The organism is Noviherbaspirillum sp. L7-7A, from assembly GCF_019052805.1.
Classification (GTDB): Bacteria; Pseudomonadota; Gammaproteobacteria; order Burkholderiales; family Burkholderiaceae_D; genus Noviherbaspirillum_A.
This window is the reverse complement of record NZ_JAHQRJ010000001.1, coordinates 1,307,765-1,322,033: the sequence shown is the minus strand read 5'-3', so window position 1 is coordinate 1,322,033 and position 14,269 is coordinate 1,307,765. Positions and strand designations below refer to the sequence as shown.

The 14,269-nt window shown below is 67.9% G+C and carries 10 protein-coding genes and 1 pseudogene; 7 read left to right on the top strand and 4 right to left on the bottom strand.

Going from position 1 to position 14,269, the window contains the following annotated elements; all coding sequences use genetic code 11:
- Positions 1 to 268: 268 nt before the first annotated feature.
- Positions 269 to 2,542 carry an ABC transporter transmembrane domain-containing protein gene (locus KTQ42_RS05960; RefSeq protein WP_217344678.1) on the top strand — a complete coding sequence of 758 codons (2,274 nt, stop codon included), beginning with the start codon at positions 269 to 271 and terminating at the stop codon, positions 2,540 to 2,542.
- Between the two features lie 2 nt (positions 2,543 to 2,544).
- Positions 2,545 to 3,014: pseudogene (locus KTQ42_RS05955) on the top strand (DUF1854 domain-containing protein).
- A 247-nt stretch (positions 3,015 to 3,261) separates the two neighbouring features.
- Here KTQ42_RS05955 and trxC read toward each other — a convergent pair.
- Positions 3,262 to 3,711, bottom strand: a complete 450-nt coding sequence (gene trxC, locus KTQ42_RS05950; RefSeq protein ID WP_217344677.1) for a thioredoxin TrxC — start codon at positions 3,709 to 3,711, stop codon at positions 3,262 to 3,264.
- A 143-nt stretch (positions 3,712 to 3,854) separates the two neighbouring features.
- On the opposite strand from trxC, the gene KTQ42_RS05945 reads away from it, so the two are divergent.
- The 4 genes from KTQ42_RS05945 (at position 3,855) to KTQ42_RS05930 (ending at position 10,221) form a co-directional block, all read left to right on the top strand.
- The gene (locus tag KTQ42_RS05945) at positions 3,855 to 4,103 is read left to right on the top strand and encodes a hypothetical protein (RefSeq protein ID WP_217344676.1); all 249 of its coding nucleotides are present in this window, start codon (positions 3,855 to 3,857) and stop codon (positions 4,101 to 4,103) included.
- A 150-nt stretch (positions 4,104 to 4,253) separates the two neighbouring features.
- Positions 4,254 to 5,486 carry an exonuclease SbcCD subunit D C-terminal domain-containing protein gene (locus tag KTQ42_RS05940; RefSeq protein ID WP_217344675.1) on the top strand — a complete coding sequence of 411 codons (1,233 nt, stop codon included), beginning with the start codon at positions 4,254 to 4,256 and terminating at the stop codon, positions 5,484 to 5,486.
- Positions 5,483 to 9,241 (top strand): AAA family ATPase, encoded by a 3,759-nt coding sequence (locus KTQ42_RS24220; RefSeq protein WP_217344674.1) that lies wholly within the window; start codon positions 5,483 to 5,485, stop codon positions 9,239 to 9,241. The genes KTQ42_RS05940 and KTQ42_RS24220 overlap by 4 nt, the downstream gene beginning before the upstream one ends.
- A 74-nt stretch (positions 9,242 to 9,315) precedes the next feature.
- Positions 9,316 to 10,221 (top strand): crotonase/enoyl-CoA hydratase family protein, encoded by a 906-nt coding sequence (locus KTQ42_RS05930; RefSeq protein WP_217344673.1) that lies wholly within the window; start codon positions 9,316 to 9,318, stop codon positions 10,219 to 10,221.
- 13 nt (positions 10,222 to 10,234) lie between these two features.
- On the opposite strand, the gene KTQ42_RS05925 is transcribed toward KTQ42_RS05930, so the two are convergent.
- Together KTQ42_RS05925 and KTQ42_RS23880 are read right to left on the bottom strand one after the other, a co-directional pair.
- Positions 10,235 to 10,834 (bottom strand): RES family NAD+ phosphorylase, encoded by a 600-nt coding sequence (locus KTQ42_RS05925; protein ID WP_217344672.1) that lies wholly within the window; start codon positions 10,832 to 10,834, stop codon positions 10,235 to 10,237.
- Entirely contained in the window at positions 10,831 to 11,529 is a 699-nt protein-coding gene (locus tag KTQ42_RS23880; RefSeq protein WP_249222655.1) for a hypothetical protein, read from the bottom strand. The genes KTQ42_RS05925 and KTQ42_RS23880 overlap by 4 nt, the downstream gene beginning before the upstream one ends.
- A gap of 192 nt (positions 11,530 to 11,721) precedes the next feature.
- Between KTQ42_RS23880 and dbpA the strand changes: the two genes are divergently transcribed.
- Positions 11,722 to 13,113 (top strand): ATP-dependent RNA helicase DbpA, encoded by a 1,392-nt coding sequence (dbpA, locus tag KTQ42_RS23875; protein WP_349292123.1) that lies wholly within the window; start codon positions 11,722 to 11,724, stop codon positions 13,111 to 13,113.
- Between the two features lie 34 nt (positions 13,114 to 13,147).
- Here the strand turns inward: dbpA and KTQ42_RS05910 are convergent, their stop codons facing one another.
- A complete protein-coding gene (locus KTQ42_RS05910) occupies positions 13,148 to 14,062 on the bottom strand; it encodes an endonuclease (protein WP_217344669.1) in 915 nt (304 codons plus the stop codon).
- Between the last annotated feature and the right edge of the window lie 207 nt (positions 14,063 to 14,269).

Sequence of the window (14,269 nt, the reverse complement as noted above, 5' to 3'; positions counted from 1 at the left end):
CATCGTCTGATTCTTGACGGACCGGCTGCCGTCATGCTCGGTTAAGGTGTGCCCATGATTGCGGCAACCAGGTGCTCCATAAGGCTGTATACTCCCGGACCGCCGCCAGCCAGTCCGCTGGACCGGAAGAATACCGTAAATAATTGCCTCTCGGACATATGATTCCTCGGATGGGTTATATTGCCATCCCGTTTCAACGGAACAAGTCTCCTTACTTTTTCTAACAAAACTGCGTGCCGCCAGCGGTGCGCATGGAGTTTGCCGCAGAATGACCACCGTATTGCCACTCCCCGACCGATCCGCTAGCGACTTGCCGGAGCCGTGGCGGGATGTTGTAGAAAAACGTCTCGCCGCCGGGGAGAACGTTGTTACCTGGGTTACGGTTGACCTCGACGCCCAGCACCATTTCGCCGACGGCATTGTCGTTCTGACCGATCGCCGCATTCTTGCCCGCGCGCCGGGCGAACCGGAATGGCGCGACTGGGCATTCGAACCCGGGATGACGCTGGAGCATCATGACCATGCCGGCGTTGGCCATCTGGAACTGGTGACGCCGGCCGGCCGGCTGGCGGCGTGGCATTTCACGCTGGGCATGAACCTTTTGGCAATGCGGATCATCGATCAGTTCCAGCTGCGCCTTCAAAGCCATCTCGACGGGCTGGAAGTCGAGTCGGACGAGCAGACCGTCTGCCCGAGCTGCAAGGCGCCGCTGGAGCCGGACCAGGATGTCTGCCCGGTCTGCACCAAGGTCATCCACACGCCGCCTTCCACCTGGACCCTGTTCCGGCTGTGGCGCTTTGCCCGGCCGTATCGCGGCCAGCTGCTGGCCGGTTTCCTGCTGACGCTCCTGGGCACGGCGGCCAGCCTGGTGCCGCCTTACCTGACCATGCCGCTGATGGACAATGTGCTGATCCCCTACCAGAACGGCCAGCGCATCGACCCGGCGGTGGTCGGCATGTACCTGCTGGGCCTCTTGGGCGCGGCGCTGATGGCCTGGGGCCTGACCTGGGCCAAGACCTATATCCTGGCGCTGGTGTCGGAGCGCATCGGCGCGGACCTGCGCACCACGACCTATGAACACCTGCTGCGGCTGTCGCTGGAATATTTCGGCGGCAAGCGTACCGGCGACCTGATGGCGCGCATCGGCAGCGAGAGCGACCGGATCTGCGTGTTCCTGTCGCTGCACCTGCTCGATTTCGCCACCGACGTGCTGATGATCCTGATGACATCGGCCATCCTGTTCTCGATCAACCCGTGGCTGGCGCTGGTGACGCTGGTGCCGCTGCCCATCATTGCCTGGCTGATCCATGTGGTGCGAGACCGGCTGCGCACCGGCTTCGAGAAAATCGACCGGGTCTGGGGCGAGGTCACCAATGTACTGGCCGACACGATACCGGGCATCCGCGTGGTGAAGGCATTTGCCCAGGAAAAGCGGGAAGCGGCGCGCTTCCGCCTGGCCAACAAGCACAATCTCGCCGTGAATGACCGGATCAACCGGATCTGGTCGCTGTTCTCGCCGACGGTGTCGCTGATGACCGAGCTGGGCCTGCTGGTGGTATGGGCCTTCGGCATCTGGCAGGTCTCGCGCGGCGACATCACGGTGGGCACGCTGACCGCCTTCCTGGCCTATATCAGCCGCTTCTATTCGCGGCTGGACTCGATGAGCCGCATCGTGTCCGTGACCCAGAAATCGGCGTCGGCCGCCAAGCGCATCTTCGACATCCTGGACCATGTCTCCAGCGTACCGGACCCGGCACAGCCGGCCCGCCTGGAGCGGGTGGAAGGCCGGATCGAAGTGCGCGACGTCGGTTTCCGTTACGGCAACCGGGCGGTCAACCGCGGTGTGAACCTGACCATCGCGCCGGGCGAGATGATCGGCCTGGTCGGCCACAGCGGCTCGGGCAAGAGCACGCTGGTGAACCTGATCTGCCGCTTCTACGACGTGGCGGAAGGCTCGATACGGCTCGACGGCGTGGACATCCGCTCCTTTGCCGTTGCCGACTACCGCAGCAACATCGGCCTGGTGCTGCAGGAACCTTTCCTGTTCTTCGGCACGATTGCCGAGAACATCGCCTACGGCAAGCCGGATGCGACCCGCGCCGAGATCATGGCGGCGGCGCGCGCGGCCCATGCCCACGAGTTCATCCTGCGCCTGCCGCATGGCTACGACTCGATGGTGGGCGAACGCGGCCAGGGCCTGTCCGGCGGCGAGCGGCAGCGCATTTCGATTGCGCGGGCGCTGCTGATCGACCCGCGCATCCTGATCCTGGATGAAGCGACGTCCTCGGTCGACTCCGAGACCGAAAAGGAAATCCAGAAGGCGCTGGACAACCTGGTGAAAGGCCGCACCACGATCGCCATCGCGCACCGGCTGTCGACGCTGCAGCGGGCCGACCGGCTGGTGGTGATGGACCGCGGCCAGGTAGTGGAGCAAGGGCCGCATGACGAGCTGATGGCCAGGCAAGGCGCCTATTACCGGCTGTACCAGGCGCAGGCGCGCAATGTGGACCGCGACATCGACGACACGCGGGAAAAGGAGTGAGCATGGACAGCGATCAACTGCAGCTTTCCCGCGACAGCTTCGGCAAGCTGGTGCTGACGACCGCCGAGGGCCAGCAGCATGTGGGCGTGGCGCCGGTGCGCGCCTTTCCGATCCAGGCGCCGGACGAAGGCATCTCGCTGATGACCGGGATGGCAAGGAAGTGGCGTGGATACCGTCGCTCGGCGCGCTGCCGGCCGCGACGCGGGCGCTCCTGGAGGAGGAATTGCAGGGACGGGAATTCATGCCCGAGATCCGGGCGATCCGCTCGGTATCCAGCTATGCAACGCCGTCGACCTGGCAGGTCAGCACTGATCGCGGCGACACCAGCTTCGTGCTGCGCGGCGAGGAAGACATCCGCCGCATCAGCGCCGATACCCTGCTGATTTCGGACAGTCACGGCATTCATTTCCTGCTGCGCGACCTGCATGGTTTGGATCGGCAGAGCCGGAAGATACTGGACCGTTTCCTGTAGCGTGTTGGGGCGGCTGTGGTTCGTGGTTGCGCAGCGGCTGGCATCGCAGTTCAGTTTTGTGTTCACCGCGTCGCGTCGGGGGAAGATGAACGCCTAAGGCGAGGGTCGTTACGCGCAACGGCAACTTCTTTGGTAGGGTGCAATACCCGCAGGGCATTGCACCGATTTCGCAAACCGCGATGGCGTTATCGGCCGACTTCCTTGATCGACCATGGCGGAATGCCCCTGCGGGGTATTCCGCCCTACCTCACACAGCATCCCGCCCCGTATGCCGCCGCACCCAGGCAACAATACTGCCCGCATCCATTGCACCAGCCTGCCGCGCCACCTCGCGGCCCCGATGAAACAGCGCCAGCGTCGGAATGCTGCGGATGGCATGGCGCGCCGCCAGTTCCTGCGCTTCCTCTGTATTGAGCTTGGCAACCCGGATACCGGGTTCAAGCTGCCGGGCCGCCTGGGCATAGGCCGGCGCCATCGCCCGGCATGGCCCGCACCAGGGCGCCCAGAAATCCACCAGCACCGGAATGTCGCTGCGGCCAACCTGCTGCGCGAATGACTGCGCATTCAGTTCCACCGGATGTCCGGCAAACACGGGCCGGCTGCACTTGCCGCAACTGGGATGCATCTCCAGCCGCGCGGTCGGCACCCGGTTTACGGTATTGCAATGGGGACAAACGATATGCAGGGACTCGCTCATTGCATGCTTTCCTTCCAAGGGTTTGGTCCGAGTAGGACGACTGGCGCCGGTTACGGTTCAGTGCTGGCGCGGTAAATGCTTGATAACCGCCACACGGCGCAGGCTCGATGCCGCTTCTTTCCCTATCTTGCACCAGGAGGCCTATGTTTCAACCACCGACCACCGCCTTGCGACTGCATCAGAACCCCGGCGACATTCCACCCGAGGTGCCCAACGTGCCGTCGCCACAACCGGAAATCAACCCCGGCTATGAGCCGCAGCCGGAGATGCCGCCGTCGGAACAGGACCCGATCAGCCCGGATTCACCGTCCGGCCCAGGCATCGTGCCGCAGCCTTCCACCCCCGAAATGCCTCCACTGCCGGAGATGGGGGCAAGCGCCTGGCTGCACTGACGGCACCCCAGCGCCATGCGCAAACCGGCAGCGTGCTGCCGGTAATTTTTTCAATCCACGTTCCTTTTCACTGCGGGATTACAATGGCAGCGCTGCGGCCGGACGACTTGTTCCGGCTGCCGTCCGATGCCAACCCAGGATTTCCCCGTAATGCGTTTCTTGCACACTTCAGACTGGCACCTCGGCCAGACCCTGCACAGTTTCGAGCGTTTCCATGAACACCAGGCCTTCCTTGACTGGCTGATCGACACCATCGTGGCCGAACAGGTGGAGGCGCTGCTCATTGCCGGCGACGTCTATGACAATGCCAACCCGTCGGCGACCTCGCAAAAGCAGCTGTACCGCTTCCTGCGCCGCGCCAAGTCGGCCGCGCCGCACCTCAATATCGTGATCATTGCCGGCAACCACGACTCGGCCGGCCGGCTGGAAGCGCCGGCGCCGCTGCTGGAGGAACTCGACGTCAGCCTGGTCGGCCATGTGGTGCGCGACGCCAACGGCAACATCGACTACGACAGGCTGGTGGTGCCGCTGAAGGACCGCAGCGGCCAGGCAGTGGCCTGGTGCCTGGCGGTACCGTTCCTGCGGCCGGGCGACGTGCCGAAGGTGGATGGCGCCACGGACGGCTATACCGAAGGCATCGCGCTGCTGTACCGGCAGGCGCTGGCGCATGCGCTGGCCTGCCGGCAGGCCGGCCAGGCCATCATTGCGCTGGGGCATTGCCATATGACCGGCGGCGCCGCGTCCGAGGACTCCGAGCGGCGCATCGTGATTGGCGGCAGCGAGGCGCTATCGGCCTCGATGTTCGGCCCCGAGATCGCCTATGCGGCGCTGGGCCATCTGCACCTGGCACAGATGGTGGGCAGGCAGGCGCATCTGCGCTACAGCGGCAGTCCGCTGCCGCTGTCTTTTTCCGAGGTGAACTACAACCATCAGGTGCTGCGGGTCGATCTCGATGGCGAGCGCGCCGGCGAGATCCTGCCGCTGCCGGTGCCGCGCGCGGTGGACCTGCTGCGGGTGCCGCTGAAGCCGGCGCCGGTGGAAGACGTGCTGGCCGCACTGCGGGCGCTGCCGCCAGGCGGGGAAGGCGTACCGCCCTACCTGGAAGTGCGGGTGCGGCTGGATGCGCCCGAACCCGGCCTGCGGGCCAAGGTGGAAGCCGCGCTGGAAGGCCGCCATGCGCGCCTGGCCCGGATCGACACCAGCCTGCCCGTGCGCGGCGCGGAAGACGGCGCCGCGCTGTCGCTGGACCAGCTCGACCAGTTGCAGCCGGACGAGATCTTCCGCCGGCTGTACCGGCAGAAGTTCGATGCCGAGGCGCCGCCCGAGCAGCTTGCGGCCTTCACCGAACTGATGCTTGGCATGGATGAGGAGACGGGCGCATGAGGATACTGGCCATACGCGGCAGGAACCTGGCTTCGCTGGCCGGCGAGTTCTGCGTCGATTTCGAAAGCGAGCCGCTGCAGTCGTCCGGCCTGTTCGCCATCAGCGGCCCGACCGGCGCCGGCAAGAGCACCCTGCTCGACGCCCTGTGCGTGGCACTGTACGATGCCACGCCGCGCCTCCTGCGCGCCGGCACCCGCGGCATTGCCCTGCCCGATGTGCGCGGCGAGGTGGTGACGCCCTACGACACCCGCAACCTGCTGCGGCGCGGCGCGGCCGACGGCTATGCCGAGGTCGACTTCATCGGCAATGACGGCCTGGCCTACCGCTCGCGCTGGAGCGTGCGGCGGGCGCGCTCCAAGGCCGACGGCAGCCTGCAGAAAACCGCCATGACGCTGCTGCGCCTGCCGGAACAGCAGCCCATCGGCGGCACCAATTCCGAAGTCAAGGCCGAGATCGCGCAGCGCATCGGGCTGTCGTTCGAGCAGTTCACCCGTGCCGTGCTCTTGGCCCAGAACGAGTTTTCCGCTTTCCTGAAGTCGGATGACAACGAGCGCGGCGAACTGCTGGAAACCCTGACGGGCAACCAGATCTATACCGAGATTTCGCGCCGGGCCTACGAGCGGGCCAAGGAAGAACTGGCGCGCGCCAAGCGGCTGGAAGAGCGGCTGGCCGACCAGCGTCCGCTGGCGCAGGAAGAGCGGGCGCGGGTTGACACTGATCTGGTGGAGGCGGTCGGCCAGCTGGCTGGCGCCGATGCCGGGCTGGACCGGCTGGCGCGCCAGTTGCGCTGGCGCGAGGAAGCCGACCGCCTGCTGCTGGCCGAGCAGCAGGCGGCCGCCGCGCTGGCAGACAGCCTGGCCCGGCGCGACCTGGCGCAGCCACGCCGGGAACGGCTGCGGCTGGTCGAGTCGGTGCAGCCGGCGCGGCCGCTAGTGGACGAGGGACGGCGCCTGATGACCGACGCCGAGCGCACCCGTCAGGCGCAGACCCAGCATGAACAGAGCCTGGAAAAGTCGGTAGCCGCGGTGGCTGCCGCCCGGCAGCGGCTGGCGGCTGCAAGCGACAGCCTGCATGGGCTGGAACTGGCGCAGTCGGCCGAGGCGGTCAGGCTGGACCAGGCCAAGGCGCTCGATGTACGCATCGCCGACCAGCAGCCTGGCCTGGCCGAAGCGGCCCGCCAGGCCAGCCAGGCGCACGAGGCCGTGGCCGCGGCGCGCCAGAAGCAGCAGGCGCGGGGGCAGGAACTGGAACAGGCGGCGCAACGGCTGCGCCAGGCCAGGGAATGGCTGGCCAGCCATGAGCGGCTGGCGCCGCTGGCCGAAGGCTGGCAGCGCTGGGACACCCTGTTTGGCCAGGCCCGGCAGCAGGCGGTCCAGCATGCCGCGGCGCGCGAGGCAGCCGGCGCCGCCGCTGCCCGCCTGGACAAGGCGCGGCAGGCAGAGCAGGCACAGGCGGAATCGCTGCGGCTGGCCAGCGCCACCCAGCAGCAGGCGCTGGCGCAGCGCGACGCAGCCGTGCTGCGGCTGCGTGAATTCGAACAGCAGGATATCGCCGCCGCACGCGACGCCCTGCAGCGGGAACGCGAACAGCTGGCCGATGCCGAACGCCTCTGGTCGGCACTGTTCGAGGCGGATGCACGCCAGGCGGCGCTGCGCGCCAGCCTGGAACACCACACCGTGGCGGCGGCCCAGGCCGCGAGCCGGCTGGAACAGGCATCCCGGGCGCAGCCGGCACTGGACGCACGCCTGGAGCAGGCCGAGCATGCGCTGAAGCTGGCCGAGGCGGCCTGCGGCGAGACTGCGGAACAGCTGCGGGCCAGCCTGGAAGATGGCGCGCCCTGCCCGGTCTGCGGCGCCGAGGAGCACCCCTACCGAGCTGCCGACCCGCGCTTCGACAACCTCCTGGCGAGCCTGCGCGCCGACCGCGCAGCGCGCCGCCTGGCTGCCCAGGAAAACCGCGACAGCCAGGCCGCCGAGCGCGCCCTGCTGGCCGCTGCTCGCCAGCAGGCCGAGGCCGCCGAAGCCGAACTGCGCGCGCTGGAAGCGCCGCAGCGCGAGCGGCGCGCACAGTGGGCCGCCCATCCGCTGCTGGCCATCCCGGACGGACTCGCCATGGTTCCGGAGCAGGAGCGCCAGCAATGGCTGGTCCTGCAGCGCCAGGACAAGCAGCGCAGGCTGCAGGAGCTTGATGCGGCCGAGCAGGCGCTGCGGCGGGCTGCGGCAGTCCGCGACGCCGCCCAGCAGGCGCTCGACCAGGCCGGCGCCCGTCTGGCTGGCGCCACCGAATCCATCACCGCCGGCCGGCTCGAACTGGCGGCCGCCAGCCAGGCAAGCGCAGCTGCGCAGGAACGGGAGCAGGAACTGGCGGCCCGGCTGCAGGACGGTCTGGACGCGCTGGATGCGCTTCCGCTGGACGCCGGCTGGCAGGACGCCTGGCGTGCCGACCCGGCCCGATTCCACGAGCGCTGCGCACGCCATGCCCAGTCCTTCCTTGCCGCCACCAGGGTGGCCGGCGAAGGACAGGTGCAGGTGGCCGCGCTGGAAATGGAGGTCCAGGCGCTGCACCAGGCAACGGAAGCCGCGCGCGCCGAGGCCGGCCGCGCCACCCAGTCCTGGACCATGCTGGACCAGGCCGGCAAGGCGCTGGCAGCCGACCGGGCCGCGCTGTTCGACGGCCGGCCGGTACGCGAGGTGGAAGCCGCCATGCAGGCCGCGTTGCAGGCGGCCCGCATGCGCCAGCAGCAGGAAAACGAGGCCTGCCAGCAGGCAGCCTTGGCAGTGGGCCGCTGCACCGAGGCGCTGGACATGGCGCGCGGCCGGCTGGCCGAACTGGGTGCGGCGTCGAGCGAGGCGGCGAACCGGCTGGCCGACTGGCTGGCGCAATACCAGGAACGGCATGCCCTGGCGCTGCAAGATGCTGCGCTGCTGGACTTGCTGCAGGCCGATGCCGCCTGGATGCAGGCCGAGCGCCATGCGCTGCAGGCGCTGGACTCGGCCGCCGAGCGCGCCGAGGCGGTGGCGCGGGAGCGCCAGGCGCAACGCGAAGCGCACCTGGCGGCTGGCGAGGAAAGCTGGCGCGCCGCCACCGAGGATGCCGCCGCCCTGCGCCTGCTGCTGGACCAGGCCGGCCATGCCCGCTCGGCGCTGCATCAGCGCGCCACCGCCCTGCAACTGGCGCTGCAGCAGGACGATGCCCGCCGCCGCGGCGCGGCCGAGATGCTGCTGTTGATCGAGGCGCAGGAAACGGTGCAGCGTCGCTGGGCGCAATTGAACGAGCTGATCGGCTCGGCCGACGGCAAGAAATTCCGCAACTATGCCCAGCAGTTCACCCTGGACGTGCTGCTGGGCTATGCCAACCGGCACCTGGCCGAACTGGCGCGGCGCTACCGCCTGGAGCGGGTGCGCGACACCCTTGCTCTGATGGTGGTGGACCAGGACATGGGCGAGGAACTGCGCTCGGTGCATTCGCTGTCGGGCGGCGAGTCCTTCCTGGTGTCGCTGGCCCTAGCGCTGGGCCTGGCCTCGCTGTCGTCGAACCGCGTGCGGGTCGAGTCGCTGTTCATCGATGAAGGCTTCGGCAGCCTGGACGCCGATACCCTGCGGGTGGCAATGGATGCGCTGGATGGCCTGCAGGCGCTGGGTCGCAAGGTCGGCGTGATCACCCACGTGCAGGAGATGACCGAGCGCATCGCCACCCGCATCCTGGTGCGGCGCAGCGCCGCCGGCAGCAGCGAGCTGGCGATTGCGCAGGGATAAGGCCGGCACCATAGATGGAAAGGTTTTTTCAACTGGCATCACACGGATATTTCAACAAGCAAAAGGAGACCGTCATGCACTATGAAACCCTGCTGTACGAAGTGAGCGAGCATATCCTGACCCTGACGCTGAACCGGCCGGACCGGCTCAATGCCTTCACCGGCACGATGATGGAAGAGCTGATCGCCGCCTTCGACCGCGCCGACGCCGACGACGAGGTGCGCGCCATCATCGTGACCGGCGCCGGACGCGGCTTCTGCGCTGGCGCCGACCTGTCGCAGGGCGCCAGGACCTTCGACTTCGCTGCCCGCCCCGACCGTCCCGACAAGCAGGGAACGCCGACACGGCCGGACGGCGGCATCGACTACAGCCATGAGTCGGTGCGAGACGGCGGTGGCCGGGTGTCGCTGCGCATCTTCGAATCGAAAAAGCCGGTGATCGCGGCCATCAACGGCCCGGCGGTGGGCGTGGGCGCGACCATGCTGCTGCCCATGGACATCCGCATCGCGTCCAGCGACGCCCGTTTCGGCTTCGTCTTTGCCCGCCGTGGCATTACGCCGGAGGCTTGCTCGAGCTGGTTCCTGCCGCGGGTGGTGGGCATCAGCCAGGCGCTGGAATGGACCATGACCGGGCGGGTTTTCCCGGCGCAGGAAGCGCTGGAAGGCGGCCTGGTGCGCAAGGTGGTGGCGCCGGACGCGCTGCTGGAGACGGCGCGCGCGCTGGCCAGGGAGATTGCCGAGAATGCGGCGCCGGTGTCGGTCGCGCTGGCACGCCAGATGATGTGGCGCATGCTGGGCGCGGACCATCCGATGGAAGCGCACAAGGTGGACAGCCGCGCCATTTACTCCCGCGGACGCAGCGCCGACGCCAGGGAAGGCATCAACTCCTTCCTGGAAAAGCGGCCGCCGGCATTCACTGAAACCGTGTCGAAGGACATGCCGGACTTCGTGCCCTGGTGGCAGCCAAGGCCGTACAAGTAAGCGTTTGGAGGGTTCAGGCGGCGCGTATGCCCAGCATGCGCGCCGCGTCTGCCAGTCCGGCACATTGCACCAGCGGCGTTGCGCCGGCCATTCGCAACCGCGGGCCGGCGCGGTCGAACAGCACCACCGCCCTTTCGGTATTTAAATGGCGCGACATGTAGACAAAACCGTCGACCGCATCCGGATGGCGATGGATGGCCTGCGACCATTTCTGCGGCAGCCGGTAGGAGGCATTCCCCGATAGCGCCGCATGGCCGCCCAGGCGCTTCAGGCTGGCGCCGGTCAGGTCGGCCAGCCGCAAGGGGCGGCCGCTGAAGGCAATCACGAAACGGCTGGCAATGCTGTCCGGATGCAGCAGGAACTGGCCGCGCACCGCCACCGCGTCATGCAGCAGGGTTTCGGCCATTGCCAGCGCCAGGCTCAGGCCGAAATAGCAGGTGCCGTACCGGCGGTCGGGGTCGTCGAAGCGGTTGCCGCCGGTGCGGCCGAAATGCGGCTCGCCGCTGTCGTAGCGAGAGATGCGCACCAGCGCGGCCGGCGCCAGGGTGACGAGGGGAAGCTGTTCAGGCAGGCTGGGCAGGCCCAGGCGGCGCGTGCGCGGCGCCGCCGTCATGCATCGGCGAAGGCGGCGGCAGCGGCCAGCACCTCTTCCACCTGTCCCTTCGCGAGCGCCTGCAGCGGGGTCTTTTTCCCCAGCGACAGCCTGGGGGTGGTGAAGAACTCCCACTTGGCGCCGCCCGGCAGGCTGCCCAGCGCGCGCGAGACCTTTTCCAGCACGGTGCGGTCATGCCGGTCATCGGCAAAGAAAGCCGGGTAGAGAAAATCGCCGGACGGGCCGGCCAGCACGAACAGTCGCTGCGCCCGCACCGCCGCGCTCAGCGCCTGGCGCGAGATGCCCAGGCGTTCGCGCATCCCGGCCGAACCCAGAAGGCGGCCGGCGGCAATGTCTTCCCGGCGCCGCTGCGACTCCTGGCTGCGCAGGCTGGCCATGAAATCGCTGTCGGCCGGGTTTGGGCCGGCACCCCCCTGCGTTTCCTGCCGGCTGGCAGGGGAAGCGGGAGCGGGGTCCGCCAGGCCTTCCTTTTCGGCCGCGGCAAGCAGCGCCTGGCTCATCACCTGGTAAAGCGCCCGGCGGCGGGTTTTCGGCACCGAGCGCGCCAGCGTCGAATAGGCGCGCAGGAAGGAGTCGGCGCTGCGCGGCGCATTGGCCGCGCCGGTTTGCAGGAAGTCCGACACCGCCTCGGCCAGCAAGGTGGCGGCGGCGCTGGAGTCGGCGGCGGATGCGCCGGGTGTGTGGTGATAGGACATGAAGGGCCTCCCGGGTATGGGAGGAATGTAGCGGCCCAGGTGAACCGTGTCAACCAAGACAAACAGGAAAAGCAAGACAAGCACGGAAAATGCCGGTTTCAAACTGGACAGCGCAGCAATGCGGCTCTTTCGCCGCTGCCTGGCTGCCGGCTGTTACACTGCGCATCCCGCCGTCCCTACCCTTTTCCCGCCGTGAATTCAAGTTCCTTTTCAAGCCTTGCGCTGTCGCCCGCCATGCTCGCCAATCTCACCCAGCTTGGCTACCACGAAATGACGCCGATCCAGGCCGCCAGCCTGCCGGCGGTGCTCGACCGCCGCGACCTCATCGCCCAGGCCCGCACCGGCAGCGGCAAGACCGCCGCCTTCGGCATCGGCATGCTGCAGCGCCTGAATCCGGCCTGGTTTGCGGTGCAGGGCCTGGTGCTGTGCCCAACCCGCGAGCTGGCCGACCAGGTCGCCAACGAGCTGCGCAGGCTGGCGCGCTTTGCGGCCAACATCAAGGTGCTGACCTTGACCGGCGGCGTGCCGATGCGGCCGCAGATCGCGTCGCTGGAGCATGGCGCGCATATCGTGGTGGGCACGCCAGGCCGGGTGGCCGACCATATCCAGCGCCAGACAATCGATCTTTCCACCGTCCAGACCCTGGTGCTGGATGAAGCCGACCGCATGACCGACATGGGCTTTTACGAAGAGATGTCGGGCATCGTCTCGATGACGCCGGAACGCCGCCAGACCCTGCTGTTTTCCGCCACCTACCCGGACGACATCCGCCAGGCCACCGCGCCCTTCCTGCGCGACCCGGTGGAAGTGCGGGTGGAGTCGCGCCATGACGACAGCGGCATCGTGCAGCGCTTCGTCGAGATCGGCGCCGAGCCAAACGCGCGCGGCGCGGCCGTGGCCGCGCTGCTGGACCACTACCGGCCGCAGTCGACGCTGGCATTCTGCAATACCAAGGCGCATTGCCGCGAGCTGGCCGATGCGCTGCGGGCGCAGGGCTACACGGCGCTGGCGCTGTACGGCGAGCTGGAACAGCGCGAACGGGACGAGATCCTGGTGCTGTTCGCCAACCGAAGCTGTTCGGTGCTGGTGGCAACCGACGTCGCCGCCCGCGGCCTGGACATTCAACAACTGGAAGCGGTGATCAATGCCGATATCTCGCGCGACGCCGACGTCCATATCCATCGCATCGGCCGCAGCGGACGCGGCAAGGAAGCCGGCCTGGCACTGACGCTGGTCGGGCCGGGCGAACGCAAATGGGTCAAGGCGATCGAGCAGGACCAGAATGCGCCCGTCACATGGGAAGCGCTGGAAAGATTGACGCCAGCCGCCGGCGGGCGCCTGCAGCCGCCCATGCGCACCCTGTGCATCCAGGGCGGCAAGAAGGACAAGCTGCGCCCCGGCGACCTGCTGGGCGCGCTGACCGGCGATGCCGGCCTTGCCAAGGAACAGGTCGGCAAGATCAATGTGTTCGAGTTCATTACCTATGTCGCGCTGGAGCGCGGCATTGCCGAGAAGGCTGCCGAGCGGCTGGCCGCCGGCAACATCAAGGGACGCCCGTTCCGCATGCGCTTCATCGACGTCTGAAACGCGCCGGCGCGCGGCCTGGCCGGCGCCGGACTCAGGCCGTTTCCGGCCCGAAGCTCACCACGCCGCCGCTGACGGTGCAATGCACCAGTTCCATCGCGCCGCCCAATAGCGGCGCGGCCAGGATCTTGTAGGTATCGATATCCACCAGCCGCGGCGGCTCCTTTCCCTTGCCGGCCAGGCGCCGGCGGCGTCCATCGAGGGAGCCGAGGTAGGCCCAGCGGTCGACCACATGCACCTGGCGCAGGCCGGCGCCGCGCTCGACGATGCCCACCGCGCCGGGAAAGGGCCACACCGCCTGCTGCATGGCGGCCAGCGCCTCGCGCAGGCGCGCTGCATGCGCCGCGGCGCTTTCGGTGCCGATGCAGGCGCCATTGCAGCGGCCCAGCTGGCGCGAAAAGCAACCGCGCTTGCCGACCTGGTTTTCCAGCCCCAGCAGCGCCGGGCACAGTCCATGCCGTCGCGCCAGCGCCCGCAGCCCTTCCAGCGCCGAGGCGCGCGAGCCGAACAGGCCGTACAGCATGCGACCCGGCGCCTGCTCGCCCGAGCCGCGGATCACCGGCTGCGCCGCATGCTGGTCCAGCGCCAGCGCGCAGGTATCGCGCACCATGCGCAGCAGCGCATTGTAGGCAGGCTGCATCTGCTTGATCAGGCGCGATTCCAGCAGCAGCGCGCCGACTTCGCCCGCGGTGCGCTCGAATTCCACCCGCGCCGTGTCGCGCAGCATGGCGGCTTCCTCGGGCGTGCGCAGGTGGGACAGCACCCGGCTGCGCAGGCAGACGCTCTTGCCGATATACACCGGCCAGCCGTCGTGGCCGATGAATCGGTACACGCCCGGCAGCCGCGGCAAGGCATCGAGGCTGGCACGGTCGATATGGTCGGGATAGCAGAAACCGGAAGCCGGGCTGGGTCGCAGGATCAGGCCAACGGAAGAGACGCGGGAACGCATGACGGCAGGAAGGAAAACGGCAGATCGGCCGGGCATTATGCCATCGGCGCACCGACACTGCCGCGCACCGCCATGAAAAAAGGCAATCCTTGCGTGTGCTCCGACAAACGTTGAAGATCGAAAGGATCAAGCTTCAGGCGAGATTGCCATGCAAAAATAACAACGTTAATGCACTGCACCAACACTAACAAACAAGAACGTCCGACG

What these genes read in the sequence shown, in the direction of transcription:
- KTQ42_RS05960 (WP_217344678.1), top strand. Translation starts at nt 269, where the DNA reads ATGACCACCGTATTGCCACTCCCCGACCGATCCGCTAGCGACTTGCCG.
- trxC (WP_217344677.1), bottom strand. Translation starts at nt 3,711, where the DNA reads ATGAGCGAGTCCCTGCATATCGTTTGTCCCCATTGCAATACCGTAAAC.
- KTQ42_RS05945 (WP_217344676.1), top strand. Translation starts at nt 3,855, where the DNA reads ATGTTTCAACCACCGACCACCGCCTTGCGACTGCATCAGAACCCCGGC.
- KTQ42_RS05940 (WP_217344675.1), top strand. Translation starts at nt 4,254, where the DNA reads ATGCGTTTCTTGCACACTTCAGACTGGCACCTCGGCCAGACCCTGCAC.
- KTQ42_RS24220 (WP_217344674.1), top strand. Translation starts at nt 5,483, where the DNA reads ATGAGGATACTGGCCATACGCGGCAGGAACCTGGCTTCGCTGGCCGGC.
- KTQ42_RS05930 (WP_217344673.1), top strand. Translation starts at nt 9,316, where the DNA reads ATGCACTATGAAACCCTGCTGTACGAAGTGAGCGAGCATATCCTGACC.
- KTQ42_RS05925 (WP_217344672.1), bottom strand. Translation starts at nt 10,834, where the DNA reads ATGACGGCGGCGCCGCGCACGCGCCGCCTGGGCCTGCCCAGCCTGCCT.
- KTQ42_RS23880 (WP_249222655.1), bottom strand. Translation starts at nt 11,529, where the DNA reads ATGTCCTATCACCACACACCCGGCGCATCCGCCGCCGACTCCAGCGCC.
- KTQ42_RS05910 (WP_217344669.1), bottom strand. Translation starts at nt 14,062, where the DNA reads ATGCGTTCCCGCGTCTCTTCCGTTGGCCTGATCCTGCGACCCAGCCCG.